Annotated in this window: 26 protein-coding genes; 20 read left to right on the forward strand and 6 right to left on the reverse strand. The window is 63.9% G+C overall.

Translation table 11 applies throughout. The annotated features are described in order from the left end of the window. Positions 1-2: 2 nt before the first annotated feature. The 6 genes from MKD49_RS19630 (at position 3) to MKD49_RS19655 (ending at position 6,602) form a co-directional block, all read left to right on the forward strand. The gene (locus MKD49_RS19630; protein WP_252697141.1) at positions 3-2,135 is read left to right on the forward strand and encodes an RNB domain-containing ribonuclease; all 2,133 of its coding nucleotides are present in this window, start codon (positions 3-5) and stop codon (positions 2,133-2,135) included. Between the two features lie 55 nt (positions 2,136-2,190). Next, positions 2,191-3,072, forward strand: coding sequence for a TonB C-terminal domain-containing protein (locus MKD49_RS19635; protein ID WP_252697142.1), 882 nt, complete (start codon positions 2,191-2,193; stop codon positions 3,070-3,072). A gap of 80 nt (positions 3,073-3,152) precedes the next feature. Further along, positions 3,153-3,968 carry a shikimate dehydrogenase gene (gene aroE / locus MKD49_RS19640; protein WP_252697143.1) on the forward strand — a complete coding sequence of 272 codons (816 nt, stop codon included), beginning with the start codon at positions 3,153-3,155 and terminating at the stop codon, positions 3,966-3,968. A 157-nt stretch (positions 3,969-4,125) separates the two neighbouring features. Continuing rightward, positions 4,126-4,833 (forward strand): monofunctional biosynthetic peptidoglycan transglycosylase, encoded by a 708-nt coding sequence (gene mtgA / locus MKD49_RS19645; protein ID WP_134135659.1) that lies wholly within the window; start codon positions 4,126-4,128, stop codon positions 4,831-4,833. Between the two features lie 197 nt (positions 4,834-5,030). Next, positions 5,031-5,996, forward strand: a complete 966-nt coding sequence (corA, locus tag MKD49_RS19650) for a magnesium/cobalt transporter CorA (protein ID WP_039789235.1) — start codon at positions 5,031-5,033, stop codon at positions 5,994-5,996. Between the two features lie 135 nt (positions 5,997-6,131). Beyond that, the gene (locus MKD49_RS19655) at positions 6,132-6,602 is read left to right on the forward strand and encodes a glycine zipper 2TM domain-containing protein (RefSeq protein WP_034341587.1); all 471 of its coding nucleotides are present in this window, start codon (positions 6,132-6,134) and stop codon (positions 6,600-6,602) included. A gap of 179 nt (positions 6,603-6,781) precedes the next feature. Here MKD49_RS19655 and MKD49_RS19660 read toward each other — a convergent pair whose 3' ends face one another. Beyond that, complete coding sequence (locus MKD49_RS19660; protein WP_252697144.1) at positions 6,782-7,900, reverse strand: anhydro-N-acetylmuramic acid kinase; 1,119 nt, start codon at positions 7,898-7,900, stop codon at positions 6,782-6,784. Positions 7,901-7,980: 80 nt separating this feature from the next. Further along, a complete protein-coding gene (locus MKD49_RS19665) occupies positions 7,981-9,378 on the reverse strand; it encodes a M23 family metallopeptidase (protein ID WP_034341584.1) in 1,398 nt (465 codons plus the stop codon). A 244-nt stretch (positions 9,379-9,622) separates the two neighbouring features. Between MKD49_RS19665 and tyrS the strand changes: the two genes are divergently transcribed. From tyrS to purH, 7 genes are all read left to right on the forward strand, one after another. Continuing rightward, positions 9,623-10,885 (forward strand): tyrosine--tRNA ligase, encoded by a 1,263-nt coding sequence (gene tyrS, locus MKD49_RS19670; protein ID WP_252697145.1) that lies wholly within the window; start codon positions 9,623-9,625, stop codon positions 10,883-10,885. 12 nt (positions 10,886-10,897) lie between these two features. Then, positions 10,898-11,380 (forward strand): D-aminoacyl-tRNA deacylase, encoded by a 483-nt coding sequence (gene dtd, locus MKD49_RS19675; RefSeq protein ID WP_252697146.1) that lies wholly within the window; start codon positions 10,898-10,900, stop codon positions 11,378-11,380. Positions 11,381-11,467: 87 nt separating this feature from the next. Further along, the gene (locus MKD49_RS19680; protein WP_121042635.1) at positions 11,468-12,115 is read left to right on the forward strand and encodes a YbhB/YbcL family Raf kinase inhibitor-like protein; all 648 of its coding nucleotides are present in this window, start codon (positions 11,468-11,470) and stop codon (positions 12,113-12,115) included. Between the two features lie 14 nt (positions 12,116-12,129). After that, positions 12,130-12,774, forward strand: a complete 645-nt coding sequence (locus MKD49_RS19685; protein WP_209580178.1) for a histidine phosphatase family protein — start codon at positions 12,130-12,132, stop codon at positions 12,772-12,774. Between the two features lie 217 nt (positions 12,775-12,991). Further along, positions 12,992-14,011, forward strand: coding sequence for a tRNA dihydrouridine synthase DusB (gene dusB, locus MKD49_RS19690; protein ID WP_121042639.1), 1,020 nt, complete (start codon positions 12,992-12,994; stop codon positions 14,009-14,011). A gap of 185 nt (positions 14,012-14,196) precedes the next feature. Continuing rightward, positions 14,197-14,430 carry a Fis family transcriptional regulator gene (locus MKD49_RS19695; protein ID WP_006463627.1) on the forward strand — a complete coding sequence of 78 codons (234 nt, stop codon included), beginning with the start codon at positions 14,197-14,199 and terminating at the stop codon, positions 14,428-14,430. Between the two features lie 108 nt (positions 14,431-14,538). After that, positions 14,539-16,110 carry a bifunctional phosphoribosylaminoimidazolecarboxamide formyltransferase/IMP cyclohydrolase gene (gene purH, locus MKD49_RS19700; protein ID WP_252697147.1) on the forward strand — a complete coding sequence of 524 codons (1,572 nt, stop codon included), beginning with the start codon at positions 14,539-14,541 and terminating at the stop codon, positions 16,108-16,110. A gap of 101 nt (positions 16,111-16,211) precedes the next feature. Here the strand turns inward: purH and MKD49_RS19705 are convergent, their stop codons facing one another. The 3 genes from MKD49_RS19705 to MKD49_RS19715 all read right to left on the reverse strand — a co-directional run bounded on the left by MKD49_RS19705 (position 16,212) and on the right by MKD49_RS19715 (position 18,216). After that, entirely contained in the window at positions 16,212-16,610 is a 399-nt protein-coding gene (locus MKD49_RS19705) for a DUF1493 family protein (RefSeq protein WP_252697148.1), read from the reverse strand. After that, complete coding sequence (locus MKD49_RS19710) at positions 16,607-17,041, reverse strand: STM2901 family protein (protein ID WP_252697149.1); 435 nt, start codon at positions 17,039-17,041, stop codon at positions 16,607-16,609. The genes MKD49_RS19705 and MKD49_RS19710 overlap by 4 nt, the downstream gene beginning before the upstream one ends. A gap of 155 nt (positions 17,042-17,196) precedes the next feature. After that, positions 17,197-18,216 carry a MerR family transcriptional regulator gene (locus MKD49_RS19715; RefSeq protein ID WP_252697150.1) on the reverse strand — a complete coding sequence of 340 codons (1,020 nt, stop codon included), beginning with the start codon at positions 18,214-18,216 and terminating at the stop codon, positions 17,197-17,199. A 96-nt stretch (positions 18,217-18,312) separates the two neighbouring features. On the opposite strand from MKD49_RS19715, the gene MKD49_RS19720 reads away from it, so the two are divergent. From MKD49_RS19720 to ruvC, 5 genes are read left to right on the forward strand one after another with little or no spacing between them, the layout of a single operon-like run. Next, on the forward strand, positions 18,313-18,489 hold the full coding sequence (locus MKD49_RS19720) for a DUF2256 domain-containing protein (RefSeq protein WP_084320263.1): 177 nt from the start codon (positions 18,313-18,315) through the stop codon (positions 18,487-18,489). Positions 18,490-18,500: 11 nt separating this feature from the next. Continuing rightward, a complete protein-coding gene (locus tag MKD49_RS19725) occupies positions 18,501-19,835 on the forward strand; it encodes an FAD-binding domain-containing protein (protein WP_252697151.1) in 1,335 nt (444 codons plus the stop codon). Beyond that, the gene (locus MKD49_RS19730) at positions 19,822-20,244 is read left to right on the forward strand and encodes a thiol-disulfide oxidoreductase DCC family protein (protein WP_252697152.1); all 423 of its coding nucleotides are present in this window, start codon (positions 19,822-19,824) and stop codon (positions 20,242-20,244) included. The genes MKD49_RS19725 and MKD49_RS19730 overlap by 14 nt, the downstream gene beginning before the upstream one ends. 1 nt (position 20,245) lies before the next feature. Beyond that, positions 20,246-21,712, forward strand: coding sequence for an FAD-binding domain-containing protein (locus MKD49_RS19735; protein ID WP_252697153.1), 1,467 nt, complete (start codon positions 20,246-20,248; stop codon positions 21,710-21,712). Positions 21,713-21,748: 36 nt separating this feature from the next. Next, positions 21,749-22,291, forward strand: a complete 543-nt coding sequence (gene ruvC, locus MKD49_RS19740; protein ID WP_034341567.1) for a crossover junction endodeoxyribonuclease RuvC — start codon at positions 21,749-21,751, stop codon at positions 22,289-22,291. On the opposite strand, the gene MKD49_RS19745 is transcribed toward ruvC, so the two are convergent. Beyond that, positions 22,288-23,229 carry a DUF808 domain-containing protein gene (locus MKD49_RS19745; RefSeq protein ID WP_121042651.1) on the reverse strand — a complete coding sequence of 314 codons (942 nt, stop codon included), beginning with the start codon at positions 23,227-23,229 and terminating at the stop codon, positions 22,288-22,290. The genes ruvC and MKD49_RS19745 overlap by 4 nt on opposite strands. A gap of 116 nt (positions 23,230-23,345) precedes the next feature. On the opposite strand from MKD49_RS19745, the gene ruvA reads away from it, so the two are divergent. Together ruvA and ruvB are read left to right on the forward strand one after the other, a co-directional pair. Beyond that, positions 23,346-23,924 carry a Holliday junction branch migration protein RuvA gene (gene ruvA / locus MKD49_RS19750; protein WP_034341563.1) on the forward strand — a complete coding sequence of 193 codons (579 nt, stop codon included), beginning with the start codon at positions 23,346-23,348 and terminating at the stop codon, positions 23,922-23,924. 24 nt (positions 23,925-23,948) lie between these two features. Beyond that, entirely contained in the window at positions 23,949-25,004 is a 1,056-nt protein-coding gene (gene ruvB, locus MKD49_RS19755) for a Holliday junction branch migration DNA helicase RuvB (protein ID WP_034341561.1), read from the forward strand. Positions 25,005-25,101 lie beyond the last annotated feature (97 nt).

Below are 25,101 nucleotides of genomic sequence, written 5' to 3' on the forward strand. Positions count from 1 at the left end.
AGATGAATTTATTGTTCGAAGAATCCGGCGATTTCAAGGCCGGCTCCATCATGACCCAGCAGGGCGAGTCCTACCAGGTCGAGATGGCCTCCGGCAAGCGCGCCAAGGTGAAGTCGCGCGATGCGCTGCTGCAATTCGCTGCCCCCGCGCCGCAGGAGCTGATGCAACAGGCCCAGGCCATCGCTGATGAAGTCGACCTGGATTTCCTCTGGGAAGTGGCCGGCGAAGAAGAATTCGGTTTCACCGACCTGGCCGCCGAATATTTCGGCCACGCCCCGCTGCCCCCGGAAGCGGCCGGCCTGCTGCTGTGCCTGCATCGCGCACCGATCTATTTCTACAAGAAGGGCCGTGGCCGCTACAAGGCGGCACCGCAGGCCTCGCTGCAGGCGGCCCTGGCCGGGCTGGAAAAGAAGAAGCAGCAACTGGCCGCACAGGCCGTGTATGTGGAAGAACTCAAGGCCCACAAACTGCCGGAAGCCTTCCGCCCCATCGCGCTGCAACTGCTCTTCAAGCCGGACAAGAACGGCATCGAATTCAAGGCTCTGGACGCCGCCGCCAAGGAAATGCAGACCACTCCGCAGCGCCTGATGCTGGCTGCCGGTGGCGTGGCCTCGCCCAAGGATCTGCATTACGCGCGTTTCCTCTACGAATTCTTCCCGCGCGGCACCGGTTTCCCGGCCATCGATATCCCGCCGGCGGCTACCGACCTGCCGCTGGCCGATGTCCAGGCTTTCTCCATCGATGACGTGACCACCACCGAGATCGATGATGCCCTGTCGGTCACCCGCCTGCCGGACGGCAAGCTGCGCGTGGGCATCCACATCGCCGCACCGGGCCTGGCCATCAAGCGCGGCGATGCGATCGATGCGATTGCGCGTGCGCGCATGTCCACCGTCTACATGCCGGGCGAAAAGATCACCATGCTGCCAGACGACCTGGTGGCCACCTATACGCTGGATGCCGGGGCTGCGCGTCCTGCGCTGTCGCTGTACGCCACGCTGGATGCGGCCAACTGGGAAGTGCTGGGCACCGAGACCCGCGCCGAGCGGGTGCCGATCGCCGCCAACCTGCGCCACAACGACCTCGACGAGCTGGTCACCGAGGAAGCGCTGGCCGAGAATCGCGGCGAGTATCCGCACAAGGAAGAGATCGCGCTCCTGTGGCAGTGGGTGCAATTGCTGGAACAGGGCCGCATGGCCAAGCGCGAGAGTTTCGGCCTGCGCCCGGAACAGAACAATCGCGTCGACTTCAACTTCTACGTCGAGAACGATGTGGTGAGCATCGTGCGCCGCCGCCGTGGCGCGCCGCTGGACAAGATCGTGGCCGAGCTGATGATCTTCGCCAACAGCACCTGGGGCAAGCTCATGGCCGATCACGGCGTGCCGGGCATCTACCGCGCGCAAGGCGGCGGGGCCGGCGGCTGGGCCGCCAAGATGCAGGTGCGCATGGTCACCCACGCCGCGCCCCACCAGGGCCTGGGCGTGGATCAATATGCCTGGAGCACCTCGCCGCTGCGCCGCTATACCGACTTGGTCAACCAGTGGCAGATCCTGGCCTGCATCGAGCACGGCGTGACCGCGCCGCTGGTGGCGCCCTTCAAGCCGCGCGATGCCGATCTCTTCGCCATCGTCTCGGGCTTCGATGCGGCGTACTCCGGCTATGCCGATTTCCAGTCGACCATGGAACGCTACTGGTGCCTGCGCTGGCTGGCGCAGGAAAACGCCCGTACCGTGGAAGCGGTGGTGCTCAAGGATGAAATCCTGCGCCTGGTCGAGATCCCGCTGGTGCTGCGCATGCCGGGCCTGCCGCAACTGGCGCGCGGCCTGCAGGTCAAGCTGGACCTGCTGCGCTGGGACGAGGTCGACCTGACCGTGGAAGCGCGCCTGCTGGAAGTGCCGGCCGCTGCGGCCCAGGCGCTGGCCAGCGACCTCGGTGAAGACGATGACGAGTTGCTCGAAGGCATGGCCTCCATGGGCAGCGAAGAACAGGGCGAGGAAGCCGCTGCCGAGCAGAATTCGGTACAGAACAATGTACAGAACGATGCACAGGATTCCGTACAGGAAAATGCACAGGAAGAGCCACATCCCCACGCCGCCGATGCCGACGAAAACCCGTCGGCCCAAGCCGCGCAATGACGCGGTGCTGGCGTAGAATTGGCGCTGTGAATATCGTCGTTGCTCCCCGTCTGCTGTGAATCTGTTTGCCCAACATCGTCTGCTGAGCGTCGCGCTCGGAATCTCGCTGCTGGTGCATGGCCTGCTGCTGGCCGTGCACTTCGCCGCGCCCGACGCCTTCCGCTTCAAGCCGTCCGATCCGGAACTGGAAGTCATCCTGGTCAACGCCAAGCATGACAAGAAGCCGGTCAATGCCCAAGCGCTGGCGCAGGCCAACCTGGATGGCGGCGGCAATGCCGACGACGGCCGCGCCAGATCGCCGCTGCCGGACATGCAGCACGTGGAGAGCGGTGACAGCGTCAAGGCCGCGCAGCGCAAGGTGGCCGAACTGGAACAGCAGCAGCGCAAGATGCTGGCGCAGTTGCAGGAGGCGCGCCAGCACGTGGCCAGCGCCGAGCAGCAGAAACCGACCGAGACGCCGCAGCCCAACGCGCGCGACCTGACCGAAACCGCCAAGGCCATGGCGCGCATGGAAGCCGAACTGGCCAAGGACATCGCGCAATACAACAAGCGCCCCAAGAAGACCCAGATCACGCCGAGCACCCGCGAAGTCGGTTATGCCCAGTACTTCAAGGCGCTGCAGGACAAGATAGAAAAGGTCGGCACCCTGAACTTCCCGACCCGCGACGGCAAGAAGCTCTACGGTGAACTGCTGGTAGTGATTCCGGTATTCCAGGATGGCAGCATCTACGAGCGCGATGGCGGCGTGGTGGTGCGCACCAGTTCCGGCAATGCCGCGCTGGACCAGGCGGCGGTGGCCATCGTGCGGCGCTCGGTGCCGTTCGGCCGTTTTCCTGAGAACATGCGCACCAGCGGCAAGGATGATGTGTGGGAAGTCATCGTGACCTTCCGTTTCACCCGTGACCAGGGCGTGCAGGCAGAACTGGAGGCCGGCTGATATCGCCAGCGGCGCAGCGGTCCGACACAAGAACAGCAAAGAGCAGTCAGAACATATAACGAGGGAGCAGGCAAACCACCATGGATGAATACGTCGTCATCGGCAATCCGATTGCCCACAGCAAGTCGCCCGAGATCCATGCGCAGTTCGCCGCCCAGACCGGCCAGTCGCTGCACTACGATCGCCTGCTGGTCCCGCTGCACGGTTTCAAGGCAGCGGTGCAGGTGTTCCAGCGGCGCGGCGGACGCGGTGCCAACGTCACCGTTCCCTTCAAGCTGGAAGCGCACGCGCTGGCCGATCAGCTGACCGAACGCGCGCGTCTGGCCGGAGCGGTCAATACGCTCAAGTTCGAAGGCGGCCGCATCCTCGGCGACAACACCGATGGTGCGGGCCTGGTGACCGACATCATGGTCAATGCCGGCCAGGCGCTGGCAGGCCGCCGCGTGCTGCTGCTGGGCGCCGGCGGTGCCTCGCGTGGAGCGCTGCTGCCTCTGCTGCAACAGCAGCCGGCCGAACTGGTGATCGTCAACCGCACGCAAGCCAAGGCCGATGAACTGGCGCGCCAGTTCCGGGAATTCGGCCCGGTACGCAGTGCGGCCTATGCCGGACTGGAGGGCGTGTTCGATGTCATCATCAACGCCACCTCGGCCAGCCTGTCGGACGATCTGCCGCCGCTGCCGGTATCGGTGTATGGCAGCGAGACCCTGGCCTACGACATGATGTATGGCCGCCAGCCCACGGTCTTCATGCAGAGCGCCCAGCAACACGGGGCCAGCGTGCGCGATGGCCTGGGCATGCTGGTCGAGCAGGCCGCCGAAGCCTTCCAGCTGTGGCGCGGCGTGCGGCCCGCCACCGCCGAGGTGTTTGCCAGCCTGCGCCAGCAGTTGTCGCAATAAGCACTAAGCACCAAGCAAAAGGCTGGCAGTCCTCCACAGATGTAGAGGACCGCAGGAGTGCAGGACTGTATGAGTGCATGAGTGCATCTCTGCAGGATCGCACCATGACGGAATTTCCCGGATCGACAGAACACGGCAACAGAACAACAACCGGCTCATGAAATCGCTACGCAAGCTGCTCTTCTGGATCATCGTCCTGCCCATCACCCTGGTACTGCTGCTGCAGCTGTACTTCTTCGTCCAGATCTGGTGGTGGAAGGATCACAATCCGGAGTCCACCAGTTTCATGCGCCAGCAGTTGTCGATCCTGCGCGAGAAGGACCCGAATGCCCAGCTGCAATTCCGCTGGGTGCCTTACGCTCGCATCTCCAACAATCTCAAACGCGCCATCATCGCCTCGGAAGATTCCAACTTCTCCGAGCATGACGGCGTCGACTGGGAGGCCTTGCAGAAGGCCTACGAAAAGAACGAGAAGAAGGGCAAGGTCGTGGCCGGCGGTTCCACCATCACCCAGCAGCTGGCCAAGAACCTGTTCCTCTCGGGCGAGCGCAGCTATCTGCGCAAGGGCCAGGAATTCATCATCACCTACATGCTGGAATTCCTGCTCGACAAGCAGCGCATCTTCGAGCTCTACCTCAACGTGGTGGAGTGGGGTAACGGCGTCTTCGGTGCCGAGGCCGCAGCCCAGCATTACTACCGCACCACGGCCGCCAATCTCGGCGCCGAACAGGCAGCACGGCTGGCGGTGATGCTGCCGCGTCCGCGCTATTACGACCGCAATCGTGGCTCGGGTTACCTGGCCGCGCGCACCAGCCTGATCCTGCGCCGCATGAACGCGGCCACGCTGCCGCCGGCGCACAAGTAATCCTGCGCTGCTGCCGCAGCCAGATGACCGCCGTATGACAGCGCGCCACGCTCACCACAGCGGTTCCGCCAGCGCTGGATTGGCGCTTGCCTGGCACGGGGCTTGAACGTACACTTGCGCACGTTTCGCGCCTGTCGCCACGGGCTGCCGCATTTCACCCGGGACTCTTCCCCCCGCGTTCCACCGAGCGAGAACCCATGATCAATGTATTCGTGTTGCAAAACGGACGGCTGAGCCAGGTCAACATCGACAGCCGCACCGACCTCGAACAGGCCGCGCCGGTCTGGGTGGACCTGACCGAACCGAATGACGAAGAGCGCGCCTGGGTCAAGAGCATCTACGGCGTGACCCTGCCCGACGAGGATGAATTCAGCGACATCGAAGCCTCGGCCCGTTACTTCGAAGCCGAGAACGGCGACCTGCACCTGCGCACCGACTTCCTCTTCGAAGGCGACGACGATTCTTCCTCCACCATGACGGTGGCCTTCATCCTGGCACGCAACATCCTGTTCTCGGTGCATGCGGAAGACCTGCCGGTGTTCCGCCTGGTGCGCATGCGTGCGCGCTCGCGGCCCGGTTCCATCGGCGACTACCGCGACGTGCTGCTCGACCTCTACGAGACCGATGCCGAATATTCGGCCGATGCCCTCGAAGGCATCTACCAGAAGCTCGAAGCGGTGAGCACCAGCGTGCTCAAGAAAAGCCTGTCCGACCAGGCCGCCGCCGAAGTGCTCAACACCATCGCCCACGAAGAAGACTTGAACGGCCGCATCCGCCGCAACATGATGGATACGCGCCGCGCGGTCAGCTTCCTGATGCGCGGACGTCTGCTCAGTTCGGAGCAGTTCGAGGATGCGCGCCAGATCCTGCGCGACATCGAATCCCTGGATGGCCACACCGCCTTCCTCTTCGACAAGATCAACTTCCTGATGGATGCCACCGTCGGCTTCATCAACATCAACCAGAACAAGATCATCAAGATCTTCTCGGTGGCGTCGGTGGCCTTCCTGCCGCCGACGCTGATCGCCAGCATCTACGGCATGAACTTCAAGGTCATGCCGGAACTGGATTGGGTGGTGGGTTATCCGCTGGCCATCCTGATGATGGTCGGGTCGGCCATCGCGCCGTTCTGGTATTTCCGTCGGCGCGGCTGGCTCAACTGAGACTGTCTGCTGACGGCGACGTCCTCATTTCTCCGACAAGCATTGCCGGGCTTCTCCGATGCCGCGCATGCAGGCTGCGCGGCACACTGCGAACATCGTCCATCGCATTCGTGCATTCGTGCAGAGGAGAACACCATGTCCGTCCGTCATCACTACATCTCGCTGGCCGTGATCAGCGCCAGCTTTGCCGGTTTGCTGATTGGCTGCGCGAGTCCGCAGCAAGCCCCTTATGGCGCGGCACCGACCTCGCAGAACTATGAACGCGTGGCGTCCTATTCCGGTACCGGCGTGGTGGAAGCCATTGAAGTGACCCACAAGGAAAGCAGCGGCGTGGCCGGTGCGGTGGTGGGTGGCGTGGCCGGTGGCCTGCTGGGTAACGCCGTCGGTGGCGGCACCGGCCGCGTGCTGGCGACTGTCGCGGGTGCCGCCGGTGGTGCCTATGCCGGTAACCAGGTCGAGCGCAATAACTCTGCCGGCCGCCAGGTTTACAACATCCGCGTGCGCATGAGCGATGGCTCCTTGCAGACCTTCGCGCAGGAAGACAATACCGATTTCCGCGTGGGGGATCGTGTGCGACTGGATAATGGCCGCATCAGCCGTTATTGATCGCCGTCAGCAAGAGTAATCAAGCGTCATCAAGCGCCATTACTGATATTACTGATTGTTGAATTCATTTTGATACCGACCCGTTCGGTATTGAAACAGGCGCCAAACATCATGAAGCGCTAAAGAGAAAGCCGTCCGTGCCATGCACCGGACGGCTTTTTCGTTTCAGCGATCTTACCTCAGGCCGGGTACAACGCGCCGAGCACCCGCAAGCCGCGTGCTCCGGTCACCGCCGGCAGGTTGCCCGGCAACCGCAGATCAAAGCGCCGCGCCAGCCAGGCAAAGGCCAGCGCCTCCACATGCTGCGGAGACACGCCCAGAGCGGCCGTCGACTGCACGGTTGCGCGGCCGTCCAGTTGCTGCTGCAACAGCCGCATCAGGAAGGCATTCTCGGCGCCGCCTCCGCACACATAGACCTGCTGCGCCGTGGGTGCGTGCGCGACGATGGCGTCGGCAATGGTACTGGCCGTGAGCAGCGTCAACGTGGCCTGCACATCTTCCGGGGCGATTGCAGCGCCCGTGCGCAGCAGGGCCGCCTGCAGCCAGTCGAGATGGAACAGGTCGCGTCCCGAACTCTTGGGCGGCGGCAAGCGGAAGAAGGGCTCATCGCGCAATTGCGCCAGCAGTCCCGCATGCACTTGTCCCGATGCACCCCAGTCGCCGTTGGCATCATAGGTGCGCTGCTGGTGCAGATGAATCCAGCCATCCATGAGCGCATTGCCGGGGCCGGTATCGAAGCCGTAGGCGCCGTCTTCTCCCGCCGGCAGGATGCTGATGTTGGCGATGCCGCCGATATTGACCACCACCCGCGACTGCGCCGCATCGCCGAAGATGGCGCGATGGAAGGCCGGCACCAGCGGTGCGCCCTGGCCGCCGGCGGCGACGTCGCGGCTGCGGAAGTCGGCCACCACATCGATGTTGCACAGTTCGGCCAGCAGTGCAGGGTTGTTGGTCTGGCGGGTAAAACCGAGTTCGGGACGGTGGCGGATGGTCTGTCCATGCACGCCCACCAGGCGCACGTCGGCCGCCGTCTTGCCAGCCTGCAGCAGCAGTTGCGCCACACAGTCGGCGTAATGCACGGCCAGCGCATTGGCGGCCAGGGCTTCGCGTTCGATCTCGTTGGGCCCGGCGGCCTGCAGGGCCATCAGGTCCGCGCGCAGATGGGCGGGGAAGGGCACGTAAGCCGCCGCCAGCGTGGCGGTGATCGTCTGGCCATCGAAGGCGGCCAGGACGCCGTCGACGCCGTCAAGACTGGTGCCGGACATCAGGCCGATGGTCAAAAAGGGAGAATCGTTCATGGCAGGCAGCTCGTAAAAAGAAAAGGGCGGCCGCTGATTCTACAGCGCCGCCCTGGTCGGGGAGTTCGGACAGCCGTCTCTTACTTGGCTGCCGCCAGCTTCACATCGGGCGCACCCGGCACGCGCAGCATGGCCATGCGATGCTGCATGTCGGCGGCCACGGTGCGGAAGCGCTGCAACTGCGGGCCGGTCAGGGCCTGGTTGTTGGGCACCTCCACCGACAGCGGATTGCGCGGCTGGTTGTTGACGCGGAACTCGTAGTGCAGGTGCGGGCCGGTGGCCCAGCCGGTCATGCCGACGAAACCGATCACGTCATTCTGGCTGACCTTCATGCCCTTCTTGATGTTGGGCGCGAAGCGGCTCATGTGGCCGTAGGCGGTGGAGTAGCCGCTCCAGTGCTTGATGACGACGATGTTGCCGTAGCCATTCTGCTGGCCCACGAAATCGACCACGCCGTCGGCGGCTGCATGGATGGGCGTGCCGGTCGGGGCGGCGAAGTCCACGCCGGTATGCTGCTTCCACTGACCCAGGATCGGGTGCAGGCGCATCGAGAAACCGGAAGAGATACGGGTGAAGGCCAGGGGCGACTTCAGGAACGCCTTCTTGAGCGACTTGCCATCGAAGGCGTAATAGCCGCCACCGCCGGTCTTGCTGGCCGGGTCGCTGAACCAGACAGCCTGGTAGCGGTTGCCGGCATTGTCGAATTCACCGGCCAGCACGCGGCCGGTGCGCACCAGGTCGCCATTCTGATAGAAGGTCTCGTAGACCACGTTGAAACGGTCGCCACGGCGCAGGTCGGAGGCGAAGTTGATGTTGGTGGCGAACATGTCCACCAGCTGCATGGCGACCGCATCGGGGATCTGCGCGTTGTCCGTGGCGGCGAAGAGCGAGGAGAAGATGGTGCCGGCACGCATTTCCACGCGGCGCTCCAGCACGGCGGGCTGGGCTTCGGCGGTGAGCTTGCCGTCATGGCGCGCGATCACCAGATTCTTGGGCGTGTCGCTGCCGTCGTCGAGGGTGGCGGAGAGCTTGATGAGCTCGCCGTTGTCATCGGTCTGGGCCACGACGCGCTTGCCGGCGCGCAATTGCATCACGGTGCGGGCCAGGGTATCGGACTTGATGAAGGCGGTGGCCTCATCGTCATCCACACCGAGGCGGTTGAGCAGGGTGGCCAGGGTGTCGCCGCTGCGGACCTTCTCTTCGTTGACGTAGTACTGCGAACGCTCTTCCAGTGCACTGATCTGCTGTTGCAGGTCGGGCAGGGCCAGCTCCTTGGAAATCGGGTTCACCGGGGCATCGCGCAGGTCAGGCTCGGCCGGGGCGAAGCCGGCGGCACCGATGGTGAAGGCGGCCAGGAACAGGGCGCTGGCGCCGATGATGCGGGTCTTGGGCGAGGAAGCGGCGACTTTGTGGTGGCAGGACTGCAACGCGGAGAAGCACAGGGACGAGACGTGCTTGAGTTTATCTTGTGGGAACATGCAAACCGAATACGTTAAAATCTGACGTTTCCGTGGCGGATGGCGGGTGATGGCTGCAATGCGGCGTTTCCTGTCCCCCCGCCGTGTTGCGCCCGCGTAACATCGCCTACGGGTCGAGAACGTTTTCCTGCTGCTGAGCTTCTGAGGCCGCGTCCTGGCGCTGGGCAGAAAAAACGAAAGTCGGAATTATAGCAACACGATTTAGCGGTCCTGTCCTACAAAAGCCAATTTTTTAGTTATATCGATGAACGCCGACCAGTCCACCTCCGCCGCCGCTGCCCAAGCAGCTCCTTCCCGCCTGCCCCTCACCGACAAGGTGCAGGAAGCGCTGGCCATCACCAAGCGCGGCATCGATGAGCTGCTCATCGAAAGCGAATTCGCGCAAAAGCTGGCGCGCGCCGAGCAAAGCGGCCAGCCGCTGCGCATCAAGCTGGGCCTGGACCCGACCGCGCCCGACCTGCACCTGGGCCACACCGTGGTCCTGAACAAGATGCGCCAGCTGCAGAACCTGGGCCATCAGGTGATCTTCCTGATCGGCGATTTCACCTCCATGATCGGCGACCCGTCCGGCCGCAATGCGACGCGCCCGCCGCTGTCGCGCGAGCAGATCGAGATCAACGCCAAGACCTATTTCGCCCAGGCCAGCCTGGTGCTGGATCCGTCCAGGACCGAGATCCGCTACAACTCCGAATGGTGCGATGCCCTGGGCAGCCGCGGCATGATCCAGCTGGCCTCGCGCTACACGGTGGCGCGCATGATGGAGCGCGATGACTTCACCAAGCGCTTCAAGGAAGGCACGCCGATTTCGGTGCATGAATTCCTCTACCCGTTGATGCAGGGTTATGACTCGGTGGCCCTGAAGTCGGACCTGGAGCTGGGCGGCACCGACCAGAAATTCAACCTGCTGGTGGGCCGCGAACTGCAGAAGGATTTCGGCCAGGAGCCGCAGTGCATCCTGACCATGCCGCTGCTGGAAGGCCTGGACGGCGTGGAAAAGATGTCCAAGTCCAAGGGCAACTACATCGGCATCACCGAACCGGCCAACACCATGTTCGCCAAGGTGATGAGCATTTCCGACGTGATGATGTGGCGCTACTACGAGCTGCTGTCGTTCCGTTCGATGGCCGAGATCGCTGGCTACAAGGCCGAGGTCGAGGCCGGCAAGAACCCGCGCGACATCAAGGTGGCGCTGGCTCAGGAAATCGTCGCCCGCTTCCACTCGCAGCAGGCCGCGGAAGATGCGCTGGCCGACTTCGTGAACCGCTCCAAGGGCGGCATCCCGGACGATATCCCGGAAGTCTCGCTGTCGGGCGCGCCGCTGGGCATCGGCCAGCTGTTGAAGCAAGCCAACCTGTGCGCCTCCACTTCGGAAGCGCTGCGCATGGTGGAGCAGGGCGGTGTGCGCATCGACGGCACCGTCATCAGCGACAAGGGCCTGAAGGTCGAGGCCGGCCAGTGCGTGGTGCAAGTGGGCAAGCGCAAGTTCGCCCGCGTCACCCTGGCGTAAGCTGGAACGCGCATGATCGCCCTCTTGCAGCGGGCCAGCCAGGCCTCGGTGGTGGTGGATGGCCAGACGCTGGGCAGCATCGGCACCGGGCTCATGGTGCTGGTCTGCGCCGAGCGCCATGACACCACGGCCGAAGCCGACGCCCTCCTGAAGAAGCTGCTGGCCTATCGCGTCTTCAGCGACGAGGCCGGCAAGATGAACCGCAGCGTTGCCGACGTGCAAGGCGGCTTGCTGCTGATCCCGCAATTCACGCTGGCGGCCGATACCAATTCAGGCACGCGCCCGTCCTTCACGCCGGCTGCGGCACCGGAACTGGGTCGGCAACTGTTCGATCACTTCGTGGCCCAGGCGCGTGCGCGCCATGGCGAGGAACGGGTAGGAACGGGGCGCTTCGGAGCCGATATGAAGGTGTCGCTCACCAACGACGGTCCGGTGACCTTCTGGCTGCAGGTCAAGCCCAAGGCGCCGGCTGCCGATATGAACGTTACTGAATAAAAGCCAGCCCGGCATTGAAGCCCGGCGGCGCGTCCCCAAATGAATTCGTAATGCGTGTTGCATGTGGCCTTACTTTTTGGAGGTGATATGAAATTCTGGAGCGATTCTTTCAAGGACGGTGCCAACATCCCGGGCGAATTCGCCTTTGCGGTGATGGATCCCAAGACGCACGTGGCGCTCTCTGCCAATCGCAATCCGCACTTCGCCTGGAGCGATCTGCCGGCCGGCACCAAGTCGCTGGCACTGGTGGTGCATGATCCCGACGTGCCTTCGCGCGGCGATGATGTGAACCAGGAAGGCAAGACCGTGCCGCTGGAACTGCCGCGTGTGGATTTCTATCACTGGACGCTGGTGGACATTCCGGCGGGCGTGAGCGAAATCAAGGCCGGCCAGTTCAGCAACGGCGTGACCGCGCGCGGCAAGCCGGGACCGGCGGTGCTGGGCGATGTGATGCCGGGCGCGCGCCAGGGTATCAACGATTACACCGGCTGGTTCGCCGGCGACGGCGACATGCGCGGCGACTACTTCGGCTATGACGGCCCCTGCCCGCCGTGGAACGATGCGCTGGTGCACCGCTACATCTTCACGCTGTACGCGCTGGACGTGGAACAGCTGCCCGTGGTCGGCAACCTGGAAGGTTCGGTGGTGGTCACTGCGCTGCGCGACCATGTGCTGGATCAGGCGTCCCTCACCGGCCTCTACACCCTCAACCCCAACGCGGTACCGCGTAGCTGACCTGACTGCACTGCATGACCGACATCCTGCTGATCCGCCACGGCGAAACCGACTGGAACGTGGACAAACGCCTGCAAGGGCATATCGACATCGGCTTGAATGAAGCCGGCCAGCGCCAGGTCCTGGCGCTGGGCGAGGCGCTGGCGGGGGAGGGCATCGATGCCGTCTTCGCCAGCGACCTGCAGCGTGCGCGCGATACGGCGCAGGCCGTGGCCGGGCCAGCGGGATTGACGGTGCAGATCGATGCGGGTTTGCGCGAGCGCTGCTACGGCGGCTTCGAGGGCTTGCGCCATACCGAGATCGAAGCGCGCTATCCGGAGGCGTATCGCCAGTGGAAGGCGCGCGAGCCGGACTTCCGCTATCCCGCCGGCGAGCGCATCGCCGAGACCATGCGCGAATTCTATGAACGTTCGGTGGCGGCCGTGCAGCGCGTGCTGGCTTCGGGCCGCTATCGCAAGGTGGCCATCGTCACCCATGGCGGCGTGCTGGAGTGCGTACATCACTGGGCCAGCCAGACTTCCTTCGCCCAGCCACGCACCTTTGACATCTTCAACGCCAGCGTCAATCGCCTGCACTGGGATGGCGAACGTGCCCACATCCGCTCCTGGGGCGAGATCGGGCATCTCCAGCGGGAGACGCTGGATGAGGTGGATCGCTGATCATTCATTGCCTTGAGGTAATCAGCAGGGTGGCAGGAACGCATTTGGCCTGCCGTTTTTCCTGTGCAGTGATATTTGATATTGGCATTTCTCCAACAATCTCCGCTGCCCAATAAATAATCAGCCCCAAAGATGTAACCGCGCCCGATTCTTGTTGGGCGAGGCAGGCAATCGCGCTAAAATAGCGCCCTTCCCCGTATCTCCCCCTATCCACGTCGTGAACATTGGGCCCTATTCCCTGCGCAACAACGTGTTCGTCGCCCCCATGGCGGGTGTGACCGACCGACCGTTCCGCCAGCTGTGCAAGCAGCTGGGGGCGGGCTATGCCGTCTCGGAAATGGCCGCGTCCGATCCGCGCCTGTGGCAGAGCGAGAAGACCTCGCGCCGCATCAACCACGATGGCGAGATGGAACCCAAGGCGGTGCAGATCGCCGGGGCCGATCCCGTCATGCTGGCCGATTGCGCGAAGTACAACGTCGAGCGCGGGGCGCAGATCATCGACATCAACATGGGCTGCCCGGTCAAGAAGGTCTGCAACAGCTGGTGCGGTTCGGCCCTGCTGCAGGACGAGGAACTGGTGGCGCGCATCCTGGACGCGGTGGTCTCGGCGGTGGATGTGCCGGTGACCCTGAAATTCCGCACCGGCTGGAACCGCGCCAACAAGAACGCCCTCAAGATTGCCGCCCGGGCCGAGGCCGCCGGTATCGCCATGCTGACCCTGCACGGCCGCACCCGCGCCGACGGTTACAGCGGTGAAGCCGAGTACGAGACCATCGCCGCCGTGAAGGCCGCCGTGAAGATCCCGGTGGTGGCCAATGGAGACATCACTACGCCCGAGAAGGCGCGCGAAGTCTTGCGCCTGACCGGGGCCGACGCCGTCATGGTCGGTCGTGCCGCCCAGGGACGGCCCTGGATCTTCCGCGAGATCGATCACTTCCTGCGCACCGGCGAGCACCTGCCGGCACCGCTGGTGACCGAGGTGGAGCACCTCATGGATGAGCACCTGCAAGCCCACTACGCTTTTTATGGCGACTACCTGGGCGTGCGCACGGCACGCAAGCATATCGGCTGGTATGTGCGCGACCTGCCGGGCGGCGAGACCTTCCGCCGCAGCATGAACCGCATCGAAGACTGCGGCCAGCAGTTGCAGGCGGTGCGGCAGTTCTTTGCCGAGCAGGCCGTGCATGGCGATCGCCTGCAATACGGACTGGCCGACGAGGTAGCCCTGGCCGCCTGAAGCAACACCGCAGGACGGCAGGACAGCACGACAGGACAACAAGGGTATCGGATGCGCTGGCGCAAGCAGCAACAGCGGGCGCAATTGATCAACAACACGGCATCGCCACGCACCATCGCGCCCGCGGGAAAACGGCGCATTCAGGTTTGCGGGGTGACACCGACAAGAACAGAAGCAGCAGAGCAATGAGCAAAGAAAGTATTGAGGATGTCGTCAAGAAGAGCCTGGAAAAATATTTCCGGGATCTGGGTGAACAGCTACCGACCAATGTCTACGACATGGTGCTGGCCACGGTCGAAAAACCGGTCTTCGAGACCGTGATGGCGCGCGCCGAGGGCAACCAGTCCCAGGCCGCCGAGATCCTCGGCATCAACCGCAACACGCTGCGCAAGAAGCTGCAGCAGCACGGCCTGCTGTAGCCGCCAGCGGCCTTGCCGGCGCGCCAGGGCGGGCGCCGGGAGGGTGCGCGGGTGCAGCTTCCTTCCACGGTTTTTCAGGTTTCCTTTTCCTTACCAGTCTTGCCTACCATGATCAAACAAGCACTCATTTCCGTATCCGACAAGGCAGGCGTGCTCGACTTCGCGCGCGCACTGTCCGCCATGGGCGTCAACATCCTGTCCACCGGCGGCACCGCCAAGCTGCTGGCCGACAATGGCGTGCCGGTCACCGAAGTGGCCGACTACACCGGTTTCCCGGAAATGCTGGATGGCCGCGTGAAGACGCTGCATCCCAAGGTCCATGGCGGCATCCTGGCCCGTCGCGATTTCCCCGAGCACGTCGCTGCGCTGGAACAGCACGGCATCCCCACCATCGACATGGTGGTGGTGAACCTGTACCCGTTCCAGCAGACCGTGGCCAAGGATGAATGCTCGCTGGAAGACGCGATCGAAAACATCGACATCGGCGGCCCGGCCATGCTGCGTTCCTCGGCCAAGAACCACAAGGACGTGATCGTCATCTGCGATCCGACCGATTATGAAGGCGTGCTGGCCGAGCTCAAGTCCGGTGGCGACCTGCCCTACGAAAAGCGCTTCGCGCTGGCCAAGAAGGTCTTCGCCCATACCGCGCAATACGATGGCGCCATCACCAATTACTTCACTGCCCTGGGTGAAGACAAGCAGCACAGCACCCGCAGCGCCTACCCGGCGACCCTGAACCTTCACTTCGAGAAGGTCCAGGACATGCGCTACGGCGAGAACCCGCACCAGAGCGCTGCCTTCTACCGCGACATCAAGAAGGTCGATGGCGCGCTGGCCAACTACACCCAGCTGCAGGGCAAGGAACTGTCCTTCAACAACATCGCCGATGCCGATGCTGCCTGGGAATGCGTCAAGAGCTTCGACCCGGCCACGGAAGCAGCCTGCGTCATCATCAAGCACGCCAATCCCTGCGGCGTGGCCATCGGTGCCGACCCGCTGGATGCCTACAGCAAGGCCCTGCAGACCGACCCGACCTCGGCCTTCGGCGGCATCATCGCCTTCAACCGCGAAGTGGACGCCGCAGCGGCCGAAGCCGTGGCCAAGCAATTCCTGGAAGTGCTGATCGCTCCGTCCTTCAGCGCTGAAGCCAAGCAGATCTTCGCTGCCAAGCAGAACGTGCGCCTGCTGGAAATCCCGCTGGGCACCGGTCTGAATGGCTACGACTTCAAGCGTGTCGGCGGTGGCCTGCTGGTGCAGTCGCCGGATGCCAAGAACGTGCTGCTGGCCGATGTGAAGGTGGTCAGCAAGAAGCAGCCTACCCAGCAGCAATTGCAGGACCTGATGTTCGCCTGGCGCGTGGCCAAGTTCGTCAAGTCCAATGCCATCGTGTTCTGCGGCAATGGCATGACCTTGGGCGTCGGTGCCGGCCAGATGAGCCGTATCGATTCCGCTCGCATCGCCTCCATCAAGGCGCAGAATGCCGGCCTGACCCTGGCTGGTTCGGCCGTGGCGTCGGATGCCTTCTTCCCGTTCCGCGATGGCCTGGATGTGGTGGTCGATGCCGGTGCCACCTGCGTCATCCACCCGGGTGGCTCCATGCGCGACCAGGAAGTCATCGATGCGGCCAATGAGCGCGATGTCGTGATGCTGCTGACGGGGACACGTCACTTCCGTCACTGATCGCTGCCAGATCCAACAAAAACGCCCGGCTTCATGCCGGGCGTTTTTCGTGGTGCACACTCTTGTAGCAGCAAGGCTGCGCATGGACCTGCCGGTGGCGCTTATCCCGATTGACCGGCATCCGGCGGTGTGTCGTATTCTGGATCTGTTCCAAGTGCTTCGAGTCGAGCACAATTCCATTCCCCATCCAATGCCGCCTGGTAGAGCATCCCCAAGGTCAGCGGGGTCCGCTCATACTTGGCCCGCTTCTTCTTGGATAAAGCCATGTGGATCACCTCGATGAGATTGAATCCCTCACCGAGGAAATATCGGTCGAAACTATAGTCCCCGGGATCGATGGAAAACGCCGCGAAGTAGCGATCAATGAAGTCAGCGGCTTCATCGCCGGTGAGGTGCATGTCTCCGGTCAGCGTGGTGGTTCTCACCAAGTGCATTTGATCGCTGGTGCCATGTCGCTGTCGGACCCAAGCTTCAAAGGAGTCCCATGTCAGATGGTTCATGACAGAACTCTATCGACAGGGTCGACGCGACGGTTGTAGTTCGCCACAGCTCGAACGCTGATAGCTGCAACGTTGTAAGCCATGAAGACCCATCCAACAACCGGGACAGCTCGTCCCACAAAAGCACCGATGTTTCTGGTCATAAGGATTTGGAGGCGCTTGATGCTTTCTCGTGTCACCGTTGGCAAGATGCGTTTCTTCAGATCGTAGTTCAGGTATCTTCGAGACAATATGGACGCAACTGACGTACCCTTCGTCGCTCCCCTGAGCTTGGCGCGTGTGGGAATAATGTTTTCACCAGCGACAATGGCAGCTGCCGCGCCAATATCGTCTACACCAAGTTCTTTGCAGGTCTCGTCGACAAAAATGTAGAAAAGTAATTCATTTGGGGAGAGGTTTTCATGAATTCCATAGCGATATTTGTTAGTCATTATTTTTCCTATCTCGGATGAATCAAGAAACAACGGGGAGTTGTGAGAAGCCGTTCAGACAACTCCGAATTGCCGAGGTTCGGAAAGAAGACCTGCACTTTGGTGCTGCATTGTGTTGGTGCCATAGACGCAATCATCAGGGCGTCAAGCCGGCTTCAGCTGTTCTCGCTGATCATTCCTTCATGCACGGCAATGCGCGTCAAGGCCGCCTCAAACCGCTGCCGCGATTCCGAGGTCAGTTGCTGCAGATATTGATGCAATTGTGCGTCAGCCACGTTACGGTTGGCGCATTGCGCGCTGTAGCGCTCGAACTGCGACAGCTGCATCAGCAATTCCGCCACGTGGCGCGGGCACTCGCAGGCCACCGTGGTGGACTGGTTGGCAAAGGCGATCAACTCATTGTCATCCCAGCGGCGCGGCGGCAGGGCCTTGTCGGCTGCCTCTTCGTCGCGCGCCGGTGAAGACAGCGCCGCCAGGCCGCGCAGCCATTGCAGGATAACCACATCAGGCTGCGGCGCACGCAGCAGGCTGATGCCTACCGCCGCCAGCGTCTCGCACACGGCTTCGCTGGCAAATCCATACAGCACGGCCATCGGCAGCCCGCTCAGCGCCGGTGCCGAACTCTCCAGTGCGCCCAGCCAGCCGGCGTGCAACTGCGGCTCGTGCAGCAGCAGGGCATCCACTTCTTCCCGCTTCAAGGCCATGGCCGCCTGTTCGATGCTCTCGAACGGACCCAGCAACTGCAGCGGACGCCCCAGGCGCTGCAGCAGGCCGGGTTTGTCCAGGCGCTGCGCCAGGGTGGAGCCGATCACGGCCAGCCGCCATTGACCCTGCACCGCTTCCGGTGGCGTCGGGCGGGCTGCGTGCAGTTCCGCATGGGTGGCCGCCACTTGCTGCAGCTGATCCATATCCAGTCCGGCCAGGCTGCCGATGGCGTGGCCCAGTTCGGTCAACTGCCGGATCAGCGCCAGCCGCCGCACATCGGCTTCCGAATACAGGCGCTGGCCGCTCGGTGACAACTGGCCCTGGGTCAGCGCATAGCGGCGCTCCCACACCCGCAGCGTGGCCACCGGCATGCGCAGCATGCGCGCCACGGCGCCAGTGCGGCGCAAGGCTTCGCCAGCAGGTTTGTCGGCCGCAAGGGCAGGGGAAGAGGTCGATTGCGCAAGGCTCATGACGGGCTCCAGTGAATCATGTTTGACACAGATTATAGACGCTAATTTGGCGTCATGAGTCAAGTGTGACGCATTTATTCAGTACAATCCTGAGTCATGAAACAGAAAAGCCAAGTCACCGGACATCGCGGCAACAAGGCGCACTTGCCCAGCAAGCCCTGCGCCGTGTGCGGCCTGCCCATGACCTGGCGGCGCGCCTGGGCCAAGAACTGGGACGAGGTCAAATACTGTTCCGAAGCCTGCCGCCGCAAGCGCGCCCACCCTGGCCTTTGAGGAGTCGAGCCATGTATCGCAAACATCAATTCGACCTGGTGCTGGAGTCCCCTTCCCCGGAAGACGCACCCGCCGCACCCGCAGCCCCTGCTGCTGTCGCTGCGGTCCCTGCACCACGACCGCTGGCGCTGCTGCCCTTGCTGCCGACCCTGGCCGCCGCGCGCGAGCGCATCGCCGCCGTGCGTCCCGGTGCCTATGCCCGCACCCGCAACAGTCTTGACGGTGCCGTGACGGGCTTGTCGCCCTATCTCACGCACGGCTTCGTCAGCCTGCGCGAGGTGCTGGCGGGCGTGTGCAGCCGCCAGACGCTGGATGTGCAGCACAAGTTCGTCTATGAGCTGGGCTGGCGTGCCTTCTATCGCTACGTGTGGGCCAGGCGCGGGGCGCGCATCTTCGATTCACTGCACGCCGGCCCGCTGCCGGAGTCGGCCTATGCGCGCGAACTGCCGGCCGATATCCGCGAAGCTGCCACCGGCCTGCCGGTGATCGACCAGGCCGTGCGCACCCTGTATGCCACCGGCACCCTGCACAACCACGCGCGCATGTGGCTGGCCAGCTATGTGGTGCATCTGCGCAAGGTGCATTGGCGTGCGGGGGCGGACTGGATGGTCGGCCATCTGCTGGATGGCGACCTGGCCAGCAATCATCTGAGCTGGCAGTGGGTGGCCGGGACCGGCAGCCACAAGCCTTATCTGTTCAATGCCGAGAACGTGGCCAAGTACGCCCCGGCCGAGTGGCACAGCCCAGGCACGGTGGTAGACACCTCATATGAAGTGTTGGGCGAAATCGCCCTCAATCCCGACCCGGTGGCCGCCGAACCCACCCAGCGCGCGCGGGAACGCTGCAAGGAGCCGGCCCTGCTGCCGGTGCCACCTGAACATTTGGGCAGTTTGACCCCGGAGGCGCAAGCCGTGGCCGGCCGCGATGTCTGGCTGGTCCATCCGTGGAGCCTGGGCGAGTTGCCCGCCGATCTGCCGGCTGACACCATAGTGGTGGGACTGTATCTGTCTGACTTCCATCTGCTCTGGCCGTGGGACCAGCGCCGCTGGGAGTTTGTCGGTGCGCGCATGCGCGAGCTGACATCGCTGTGCTGGCACGGTGACGCCGCCACCGTCGGCCGCGCCCTCAAGACTGCCCGCAGCGTGCGTTGTGTGGCCGATCCGCATCTGGCCCCCTGGCTGCCGCTGTGGGCACAATGCGTGGCAGCGCCGGAACTGTTCCCGGTGGTCGACAAGCCCAGCGACCTGTTCACCCAGTGGTGGCGTCGCAGCACGCAAGGCCTGCAGAGCGCCGCCGAGCTGCTGGCGCGCACCGAGCGCAAGGAGCGGCGCGATGGCGCAGCCTGACCCTGACCCTCGTGCGCCACAGGAAGAGATCACCGTGCTGTATGACGGTGCCTGTCCGCTGTGCCGGCGCGAGATCGGCGTGTACCAGCGCGGTGCGCAGGATGCCCCGCTGCGCTTTTGCGATATCAGCCGCGCGGATGTGCCCGCCACAGAGCTTCCTGCGGGCATGACGCGCGAGCAGTTGCTGGCTCGCTTTCATGTTCGTCGCGCCGATGGCGTGGTCTTCAGTGGTGCCGAAGCCTTCGTGAAGTTGTGGGCCACCTTGCCGGGGTGGCGCTGGCTGGCCCGGCTGGCGCGGCTGCCCGGCATGCTGTGGCTGATGGAGCGCAGCTATCGCGGCTTCCTGCGCGTGCGTCCGGCCGTGCAACGCCTGGTGGTGCGGCTCGAACGCCGCCAGGACCGAGGCTGACATGAGCGTCGGCCTGGTCTGGTTCAAGCGCGACCTGCGCCTGCGCGATCACGCGGCGCTGGCCGAGGCGGCGCGGTGTGAGCGCGCGTTTGCGGTCTTCATCATCGAGCCTGCATGGCTGCAGAGTTTTGAATGCGATCCGCGTCATGTGGATTTCCTGTTGCGTTCCCTCGCCCCCTTGCAGATCGAATTGAAGCAACGCGGCCTGCCTTTGCTTCTGCGCATTGGTGAGGCAGTGCAGGTATTGGAATCCCTGCGTCGCGAGTGGGGCGTGACCCATCTCTTCAGCCACGAAGAAACCGGCCCTGCCTGGAGCTATGCCCGCGATATTTCGGTGAACCGCTGGAGCCGCATCCAGGGCGTGCAGTGGCAGGAGTTTCCGCAAACCGGCGTGGTGCGCCGCCTGCGCAGCCGCGATGGCTGGGCCGCGCGCTGGGTGCAGCGCATGGAGGCAGCGCAGATTGCCAATCCTGTCGGCTTTCGTGCGCCGCAAGGCATGCAGCCCGAGAGGCTGCCCACATTGACCCAACTGGGTTTGCCCGAGGTACGCCTGCAACCGCCCGCTGGCGAGGCAGCGACATGGGATACGCTGCGCGCCTTCCTCGGCGGCGGCGGGCGCGATTACCGGCGCGGCATGTCCAGTCCGTTGACCGCACCCGACGCCTGCAGCCGGCTCAGCGCGCATCTGGCCTTCGGCACCATTTCCATGCGCAGCGTGCATCAGGCTACCGAGCTGGCCATCGAACACACGGCCGACCGCGAACTGGCCTACGGCCTGCGCGGTTTCTCCAGCCGCCTGCGATGGCATTGCCACTTCATGCAGAAGCTGGAAGACCAGCCTGATATCGAATGGCGCAACGTGGCGCGTTCGCTGGATGGCTTGCGTCCGGGCGATGGCGGTCCGTGGGGCGTGGAGGCGCAAGCGCGTTTCGATGCCTGGTGCGAAGGCCGTACCGGCTATCCCATGATCGATGCCTGCATGCGCCAGCTGTGCGCTACCGGCTGGCTCAATTTCCGCATGCGCGCCATGCTGGTCAGCTTTGCCGCCTATCACCTGTGGCTGCACTGGCGTGCGCCGGGGCTGTTTTTGGCGCGGCAGTTCCTGGATTTCGAACCGGGCATCCACTGGAGCCAGATGCAGATGCAATCCGGCACCACCGGCATCAATACCCTGCGCATCTATTCGCCGGCCAAGCAGGCGCGCGATCATGATCCGCTGGGCGAGTACGTGCGACGCTGGGTGCCGGAATTTGGCACGGCGTCCTATCCCGATCCCATCGTTGATGAGAAGACGGCCCTCAAGCACGCCAAGGACGCCCTCTACGGCCAGCGCAGCAGCAGTACCGCGCGGGCGGAAGCCGATGCCATCCAGGACAAGCACGGCTCGCGCAAGAGTGGCCTGCCCTCGACCACCCAGCGCCGCCCGCGCCAGAAAACCGCGGATCCGGGGCAGGGCGTCTTGTTCTGACACGGGTTGCCCGCCTGATCGGTTAGACTGGCGGGCATGAAAATCCTCGGTATCGACCCTGGCTTGCGCACCACCGGTTTCGGGGTCATCCACAAGCAGGGCAACACGCTCTCCTATATCGCTTCCGGCACCATCAAGACGCCGGATGGCGACCTGCCTTCACGCCTGAAGGTGATCCTGGCCAGCGTCGGCGAAGTGGTGAAGTCCTATGCACCGGACTGCGCGGCCATCGAAAAAGTGTTCGTCAACGTCAATCCACAATCCACCCTGCTGCTGGGACAGGCGCGCGGCGCGGCCATTTGCGCGCTGGTGGCCGCCGACCTGGCGGTAGCCGAATACACGGCCTTGCAGGTCAAGCAGGCCGTCGCCGGCCATGGACGCGCCCAGAAGGCGCAGGTGCAGGAGATGGTGGCGCGGCTGCTGAAGCTGCCCGGCCTGCCGGGTACCGATGCCGCCGATGCGCTGGGCGTGGCGATCTGCCATGCGCATGGGGGGGGAGTCTTGTCGGACCTCGGCGCGCTGGCCCCGGCGCTGGCGCGCAAGGGCATCCGCATGCGCGGCGGGCGTCTGGTCGGTTAGTGCTTTTTCTTGAAGAGCGACAGTACGCGCTGCGCCAGCTTCACCACCACCAGCACCACTGCCCCGGCGACTACGCCGAAGAGGGCATTCAAGACCGCCGGGGTGATCGCCCCGAGGACCGGTCCAACTACGGCGACACCCTCCACCGCTTGCGACGCCGCCTCGATGGCGTGATGCGCGAAGGGCAGGCCGTGGGTCAGGATGCCGCCGCCGACCATGAACATGGCAATCGTCCCGATCACTGACAGGCTGCGCATCATCTTCGGTGCGGCCGCCAGCACCGCCCGGCCGATACCGGCCTTGAAGCGTCCCCAGGCGCTTGCGCCCGCATGCTGCACCAGATAGAGGCCACCGTCATCAAGCTTGACGATGCCGGCCACCAGCCCATACACGCCCGCCGTCATGATCAGTGCGATGCCGACCAGTACCGTGATCTGCTGCTGCAGCGGCGCACCGGCAACGGTACCCAGGGTGATGGCGATGATCTCGGCCGAGAGGATGAAGTCGGTGCGCACGGCATCCTTGATCTTTTCCTGCTCGTAGACCAGCGGATCGACGTCCTCCGCCGCCTTGGCCGCGACTTCATGATGCTCGTCATCGTGCGGAAGATACTTGTGGGCCAGTTTCTCGAAGCCCTCAAAGCAGAGGAAAGCGCCCCCCAGCATCAGCAGCGGCGTCACCGCCCAGGGGATGAAGGCACTGATGGCCAGCGCCGCCGGTACCAGGATGGCCTTGTTCTTCAACGAACCCTTGGCGACCGCCCAGACCACGGGCAATTCCCGCTCGGCGCGCACGCCCGCGACCTGCTGGGCATTGAGGGCCAGGTCGTCGCCGAGCACGCCGGCCGTCTTCTTGGCGGCCACCTTGGTCATCAGGGAAACGTCATCGAGCACGGTGGCGATGTCGTCAATCAATGCAAAAAAGGCGCTACCGGCCATGTTTTTCCTTTGTCTTCATCTCTGAGGGGGGGGGGCTTGGATACTGTTTATCCGAACAGTGCTGTATCATCGCGGGATTATCACAGAAGCTGCCTCCCACGCACATCCCTGACGCCATGATCGGTCGCCTCTCCGGAATTCTTCTAGAAAAAATCCCCCCGAACCTGCTGGTCGACTGCCAGGGCGTCGGTTACGAAGTGGCCGTGCCCATGAGCACCTACTACAACCTGCCGGGCCTGGGCGAGAAGGTCACGCTGCTGACCCATCTGGCCATCCGCGAGGATGCGCACATCCTGTTCGGGTTTGGGACCGCCGAAGAACGCAATACGTTCAAGGAGCTCATCAAGATTTCCGGCGTGGGCGCACGCACGGCCTTGTCCATCCTCTCCGGCATGTCGGTGGCCGACCTGGCCCAGGCCGTGACCCTGCAGGAAGCCGGGCGCCTGACCCGCGTGCCCGGCATCGGCAAGAAGACCGCCGAACGCCTGCTGCTGGAACTGAAGGGCAAGCTCGGAGCCGATCTTGGCGCGGTGGCCGGCGTGGTCCACAGCGACGCCTCGGCCGACATCCTCAATGCCCTGCTTGCGCTGGGCTATTCGGACAAGGAAGCGACCCTGGCCATGAAGCAGGTGCCCAAGGACAGCAGCGTCTCGGACGGCATCAAGCTGGCCCTGAAGGCGCTCTCCAAGGGCTGAGCCCGGCCAGACAAGGATTAGAGCATGAGCATCCAGACCGACGATTTCTCCGAACAGCGCATCATCTCCGCCACCCCGGCCTCGGCCAACGAGGAAGCCATCGAGCGCGCCCTGCGGCCCAAGCAGCTGGACGAATACGTCGGCCAGGAAAAGGTGCGCGCCCAGCTCGAAATCTTCATTTCGGCCGCCCGCAAGCGTGGCGAGCCGCTCGACCATACCTTGCTGTTCGGCCCGCCCGGCCTGGGCAAGACCACCATGGCCCACATCATCGCCCGCGAGATGGGCGTGAACCTGCGCCAGACCTCGGGCCCCGTGCTGGAGCGCGCGGGCGACCTGGCCGCGCTGCTGACCAATCTCGAAGCCAATGACGTGCTCTTCATCGACGAGATCCACCGCATGTCGCCGGTGGTGGAGGAAATCCTCTACCCGGCACTGGAGGATTATCAGATCGACATCATGATCGGCGAAGGCCCGGCCGCCCGTTCGGTGCGTCTGGACCTGCAGCCTTTCACGCTGGTGGGGGCGACCACCCGTGCCGGCATGCTGACCAATCCGCTGCGCGACCGCTTCGGCATCGTCGCCCGGCTGGAGTTCTATACCCCGCCCGAGCTGGCCCGCATCGTTACGCGCAGCGCCGGCTTGCTCAATGCCCCCATCGTCGAGGAAGGCGCGCTGGAAATCGCCCGCCGCAGCCGTGGTACCCCGCGTATCGCCAACCGCCTGCTCCGCCGCGTGCGCGACTATGCCGAGGTCAAGGGGGAGGGGCGCATCACCCGCGAGATGGCCGATGCCGCTCTGGTGATGCTGGACGTGGACCCGGTCGGCTTCGACCTGATGGACCGCAAGCTGCTGGAGGCCGTGCTCTTCAAGTTCGGCGGTGGGCCGGTCGGGCTGGACAACCTGGCGGCGGCCATCGGTGAAGAACGCGACACCATCGAAGACGTGCTGGAGCCCTACCTGATCCAGCAAGGCTACCTGCAGCGCACCCCGCGCGGGCGCATCGCCACGGGGCTGGCCTATCAGCATTTCGGCGTGACCGCGCCTCAAACCGGTCCGAACGGTGAACTCTGGGGCGCATGAGCTCTGCCATTCTCAAGCTGGACAGGACTGTTGCAGCCACTGAAAAACAGCATGACGCGCAGCAGGTCAATCTGATGAAATTTTTGTCAGATCTCGT

The sequence above is a fragment of the Herbaspirillum sp. WGmk3 genome (assembly GCF_023952535.1).
Classification (GTDB): domain Bacteria; phylum Pseudomonadota; class Gammaproteobacteria; order Burkholderiales; family Burkholderiaceae_D; genus Herbaspirillum; species Herbaspirillum huttiense.

Excerpts from the sequence above, each read along its gene's own strand:
- MKD49_RS19695 (WP_006463627.1), top strand. The coding sequence starts at position 14,197 with ATGAGCAAAGAAAGTATTGAGGATGTCGTCAAGAAGAGCCTGGAAAAA.
- purH (WP_252697147.1), top strand. The coding sequence starts at position 14,539 with ATGATCAAACAAGCACTCATTTCCGTATCCGACAAGGCAGGCGTGCTC.
- ruvB (WP_034341561.1), top strand. The coding sequence starts at position 23,949 with ATGAGCATCCAGACCGACGATTTCTCCGAACAGCGCATCATCTCCGCC.
- MKD49_RS19660 (WP_252697144.1), bottom strand. The coding sequence starts at position 7,900 with ATGAACGATTCTCCCTTTTTGACCATCGGCCTGATGTCCGGCACCAGT.
- ruvA (WP_034341563.1), top strand. The coding sequence starts at position 23,346 with ATGATCGGTCGCCTCTCCGGAATTCTTCTAGAAAAAATCCCCCCGAAC.
- MKD49_RS19630 (WP_252697141.1), top strand. The coding sequence starts at position 3 with ATGAATTTATTGTTCGAAGAATCCGGCGATTTCAAGGCCGGCTCCATC.
- MKD49_RS19705 (WP_252697148.1), bottom strand. The coding sequence starts at position 16,610 with ATGAACCATCTGACATGGGACTCCTTTGAAGCTTGGGTCCGACAGCGA.
- MKD49_RS19725 (WP_252697151.1), top strand. The coding sequence starts at position 18,501 with ATGTATCGCAAACATCAATTCGACCTGGTGCTGGAGTCCCCTTCCCCG.
- MKD49_RS19655 (WP_034341587.1), top strand. The coding sequence starts at position 6,132 with ATGTCCGTCCGTCATCACTACATCTCGCTGGCCGTGATCAGCGCCAGC.
- MKD49_RS19720 (WP_084320263.1), top strand. The coding sequence starts at position 18,313 with ATGAAACAGAAAAGCCAAGTCACCGGACATCGCGGCAACAAGGCGCAC.
- tyrS (WP_252697145.1), top strand. The coding sequence starts at position 9,623 with ATGAACGCCGACCAGTCCACCTCCGCCGCCGCTGCCCAAGCAGCTCCT.
- ruvC (WP_034341567.1), top strand. The coding sequence starts at position 21,749 with ATGAAAATCCTCGGTATCGACCCTGGCTTGCGCACCACCGGTTTCGGG.
- MKD49_RS19710 (WP_252697149.1), bottom strand. The coding sequence starts at position 17,041 with ATGACTAACAAATATCGCTATGGAATTCATGAAAACCTCTCCCCAAAT.
- MKD49_RS19685 (WP_209580178.1), top strand. The coding sequence starts at position 12,130 with ATGACCGACATCCTGCTGATCCGCCACGGCGAAACCGACTGGAACGTG.
- dtd (WP_252697146.1), top strand. The coding sequence starts at position 10,898 with ATGATCGCCCTCTTGCAGCGGGCCAGCCAGGCCTCGGTGGTGGTGGAT.
- MKD49_RS19680 (WP_121042635.1), top strand. The coding sequence starts at position 11,468 with ATGAAATTCTGGAGCGATTCTTTCAAGGACGGTGCCAACATCCCGGGC.
- MKD49_RS19715 (WP_252697150.1), bottom strand. The coding sequence starts at position 18,216 with ATGAGCCTTGCGCAATCGACCTCTTCCCCTGCCCTTGCGGCCGACAAA.
- corA (WP_039789235.1), top strand. The coding sequence starts at position 5,031 with ATGATCAATGTATTCGTGTTGCAAAACGGACGGCTGAGCCAGGTCAAC.
- MKD49_RS19665 (WP_034341584.1), bottom strand. The coding sequence starts at position 9,378 with ATGTTCCCACAAGATAAACTCAAGCACGTCTCGTCCCTGTGCTTCTCC.
- MKD49_RS19730 (WP_252697152.1), top strand. The coding sequence starts at position 19,822 with ATGGCGCAGCCTGACCCTGACCCTCGTGCGCCACAGGAAGAGATCACC.
- MKD49_RS19735 (WP_252697153.1), top strand. The coding sequence starts at position 20,246 with ATGAGCGTCGGCCTGGTCTGGTTCAAGCGCGACCTGCGCCTGCGCGAT.
- MKD49_RS19745 (WP_121042651.1), bottom strand. The coding sequence starts at position 23,229 with ATGGCCGGTAGCGCCTTTTTTGCATTGATTGACGACATCGCCACCGTG.
- aroE (WP_252697143.1), top strand. The coding sequence starts at position 3,153 with ATGGATGAATACGTCGTCATCGGCAATCCGATTGCCCACAGCAAGTCG.
- mtgA (WP_134135659.1), top strand. The coding sequence starts at position 4,126 with ATGAAATCGCTACGCAAGCTGCTCTTCTGGATCATCGTCCTGCCCATC.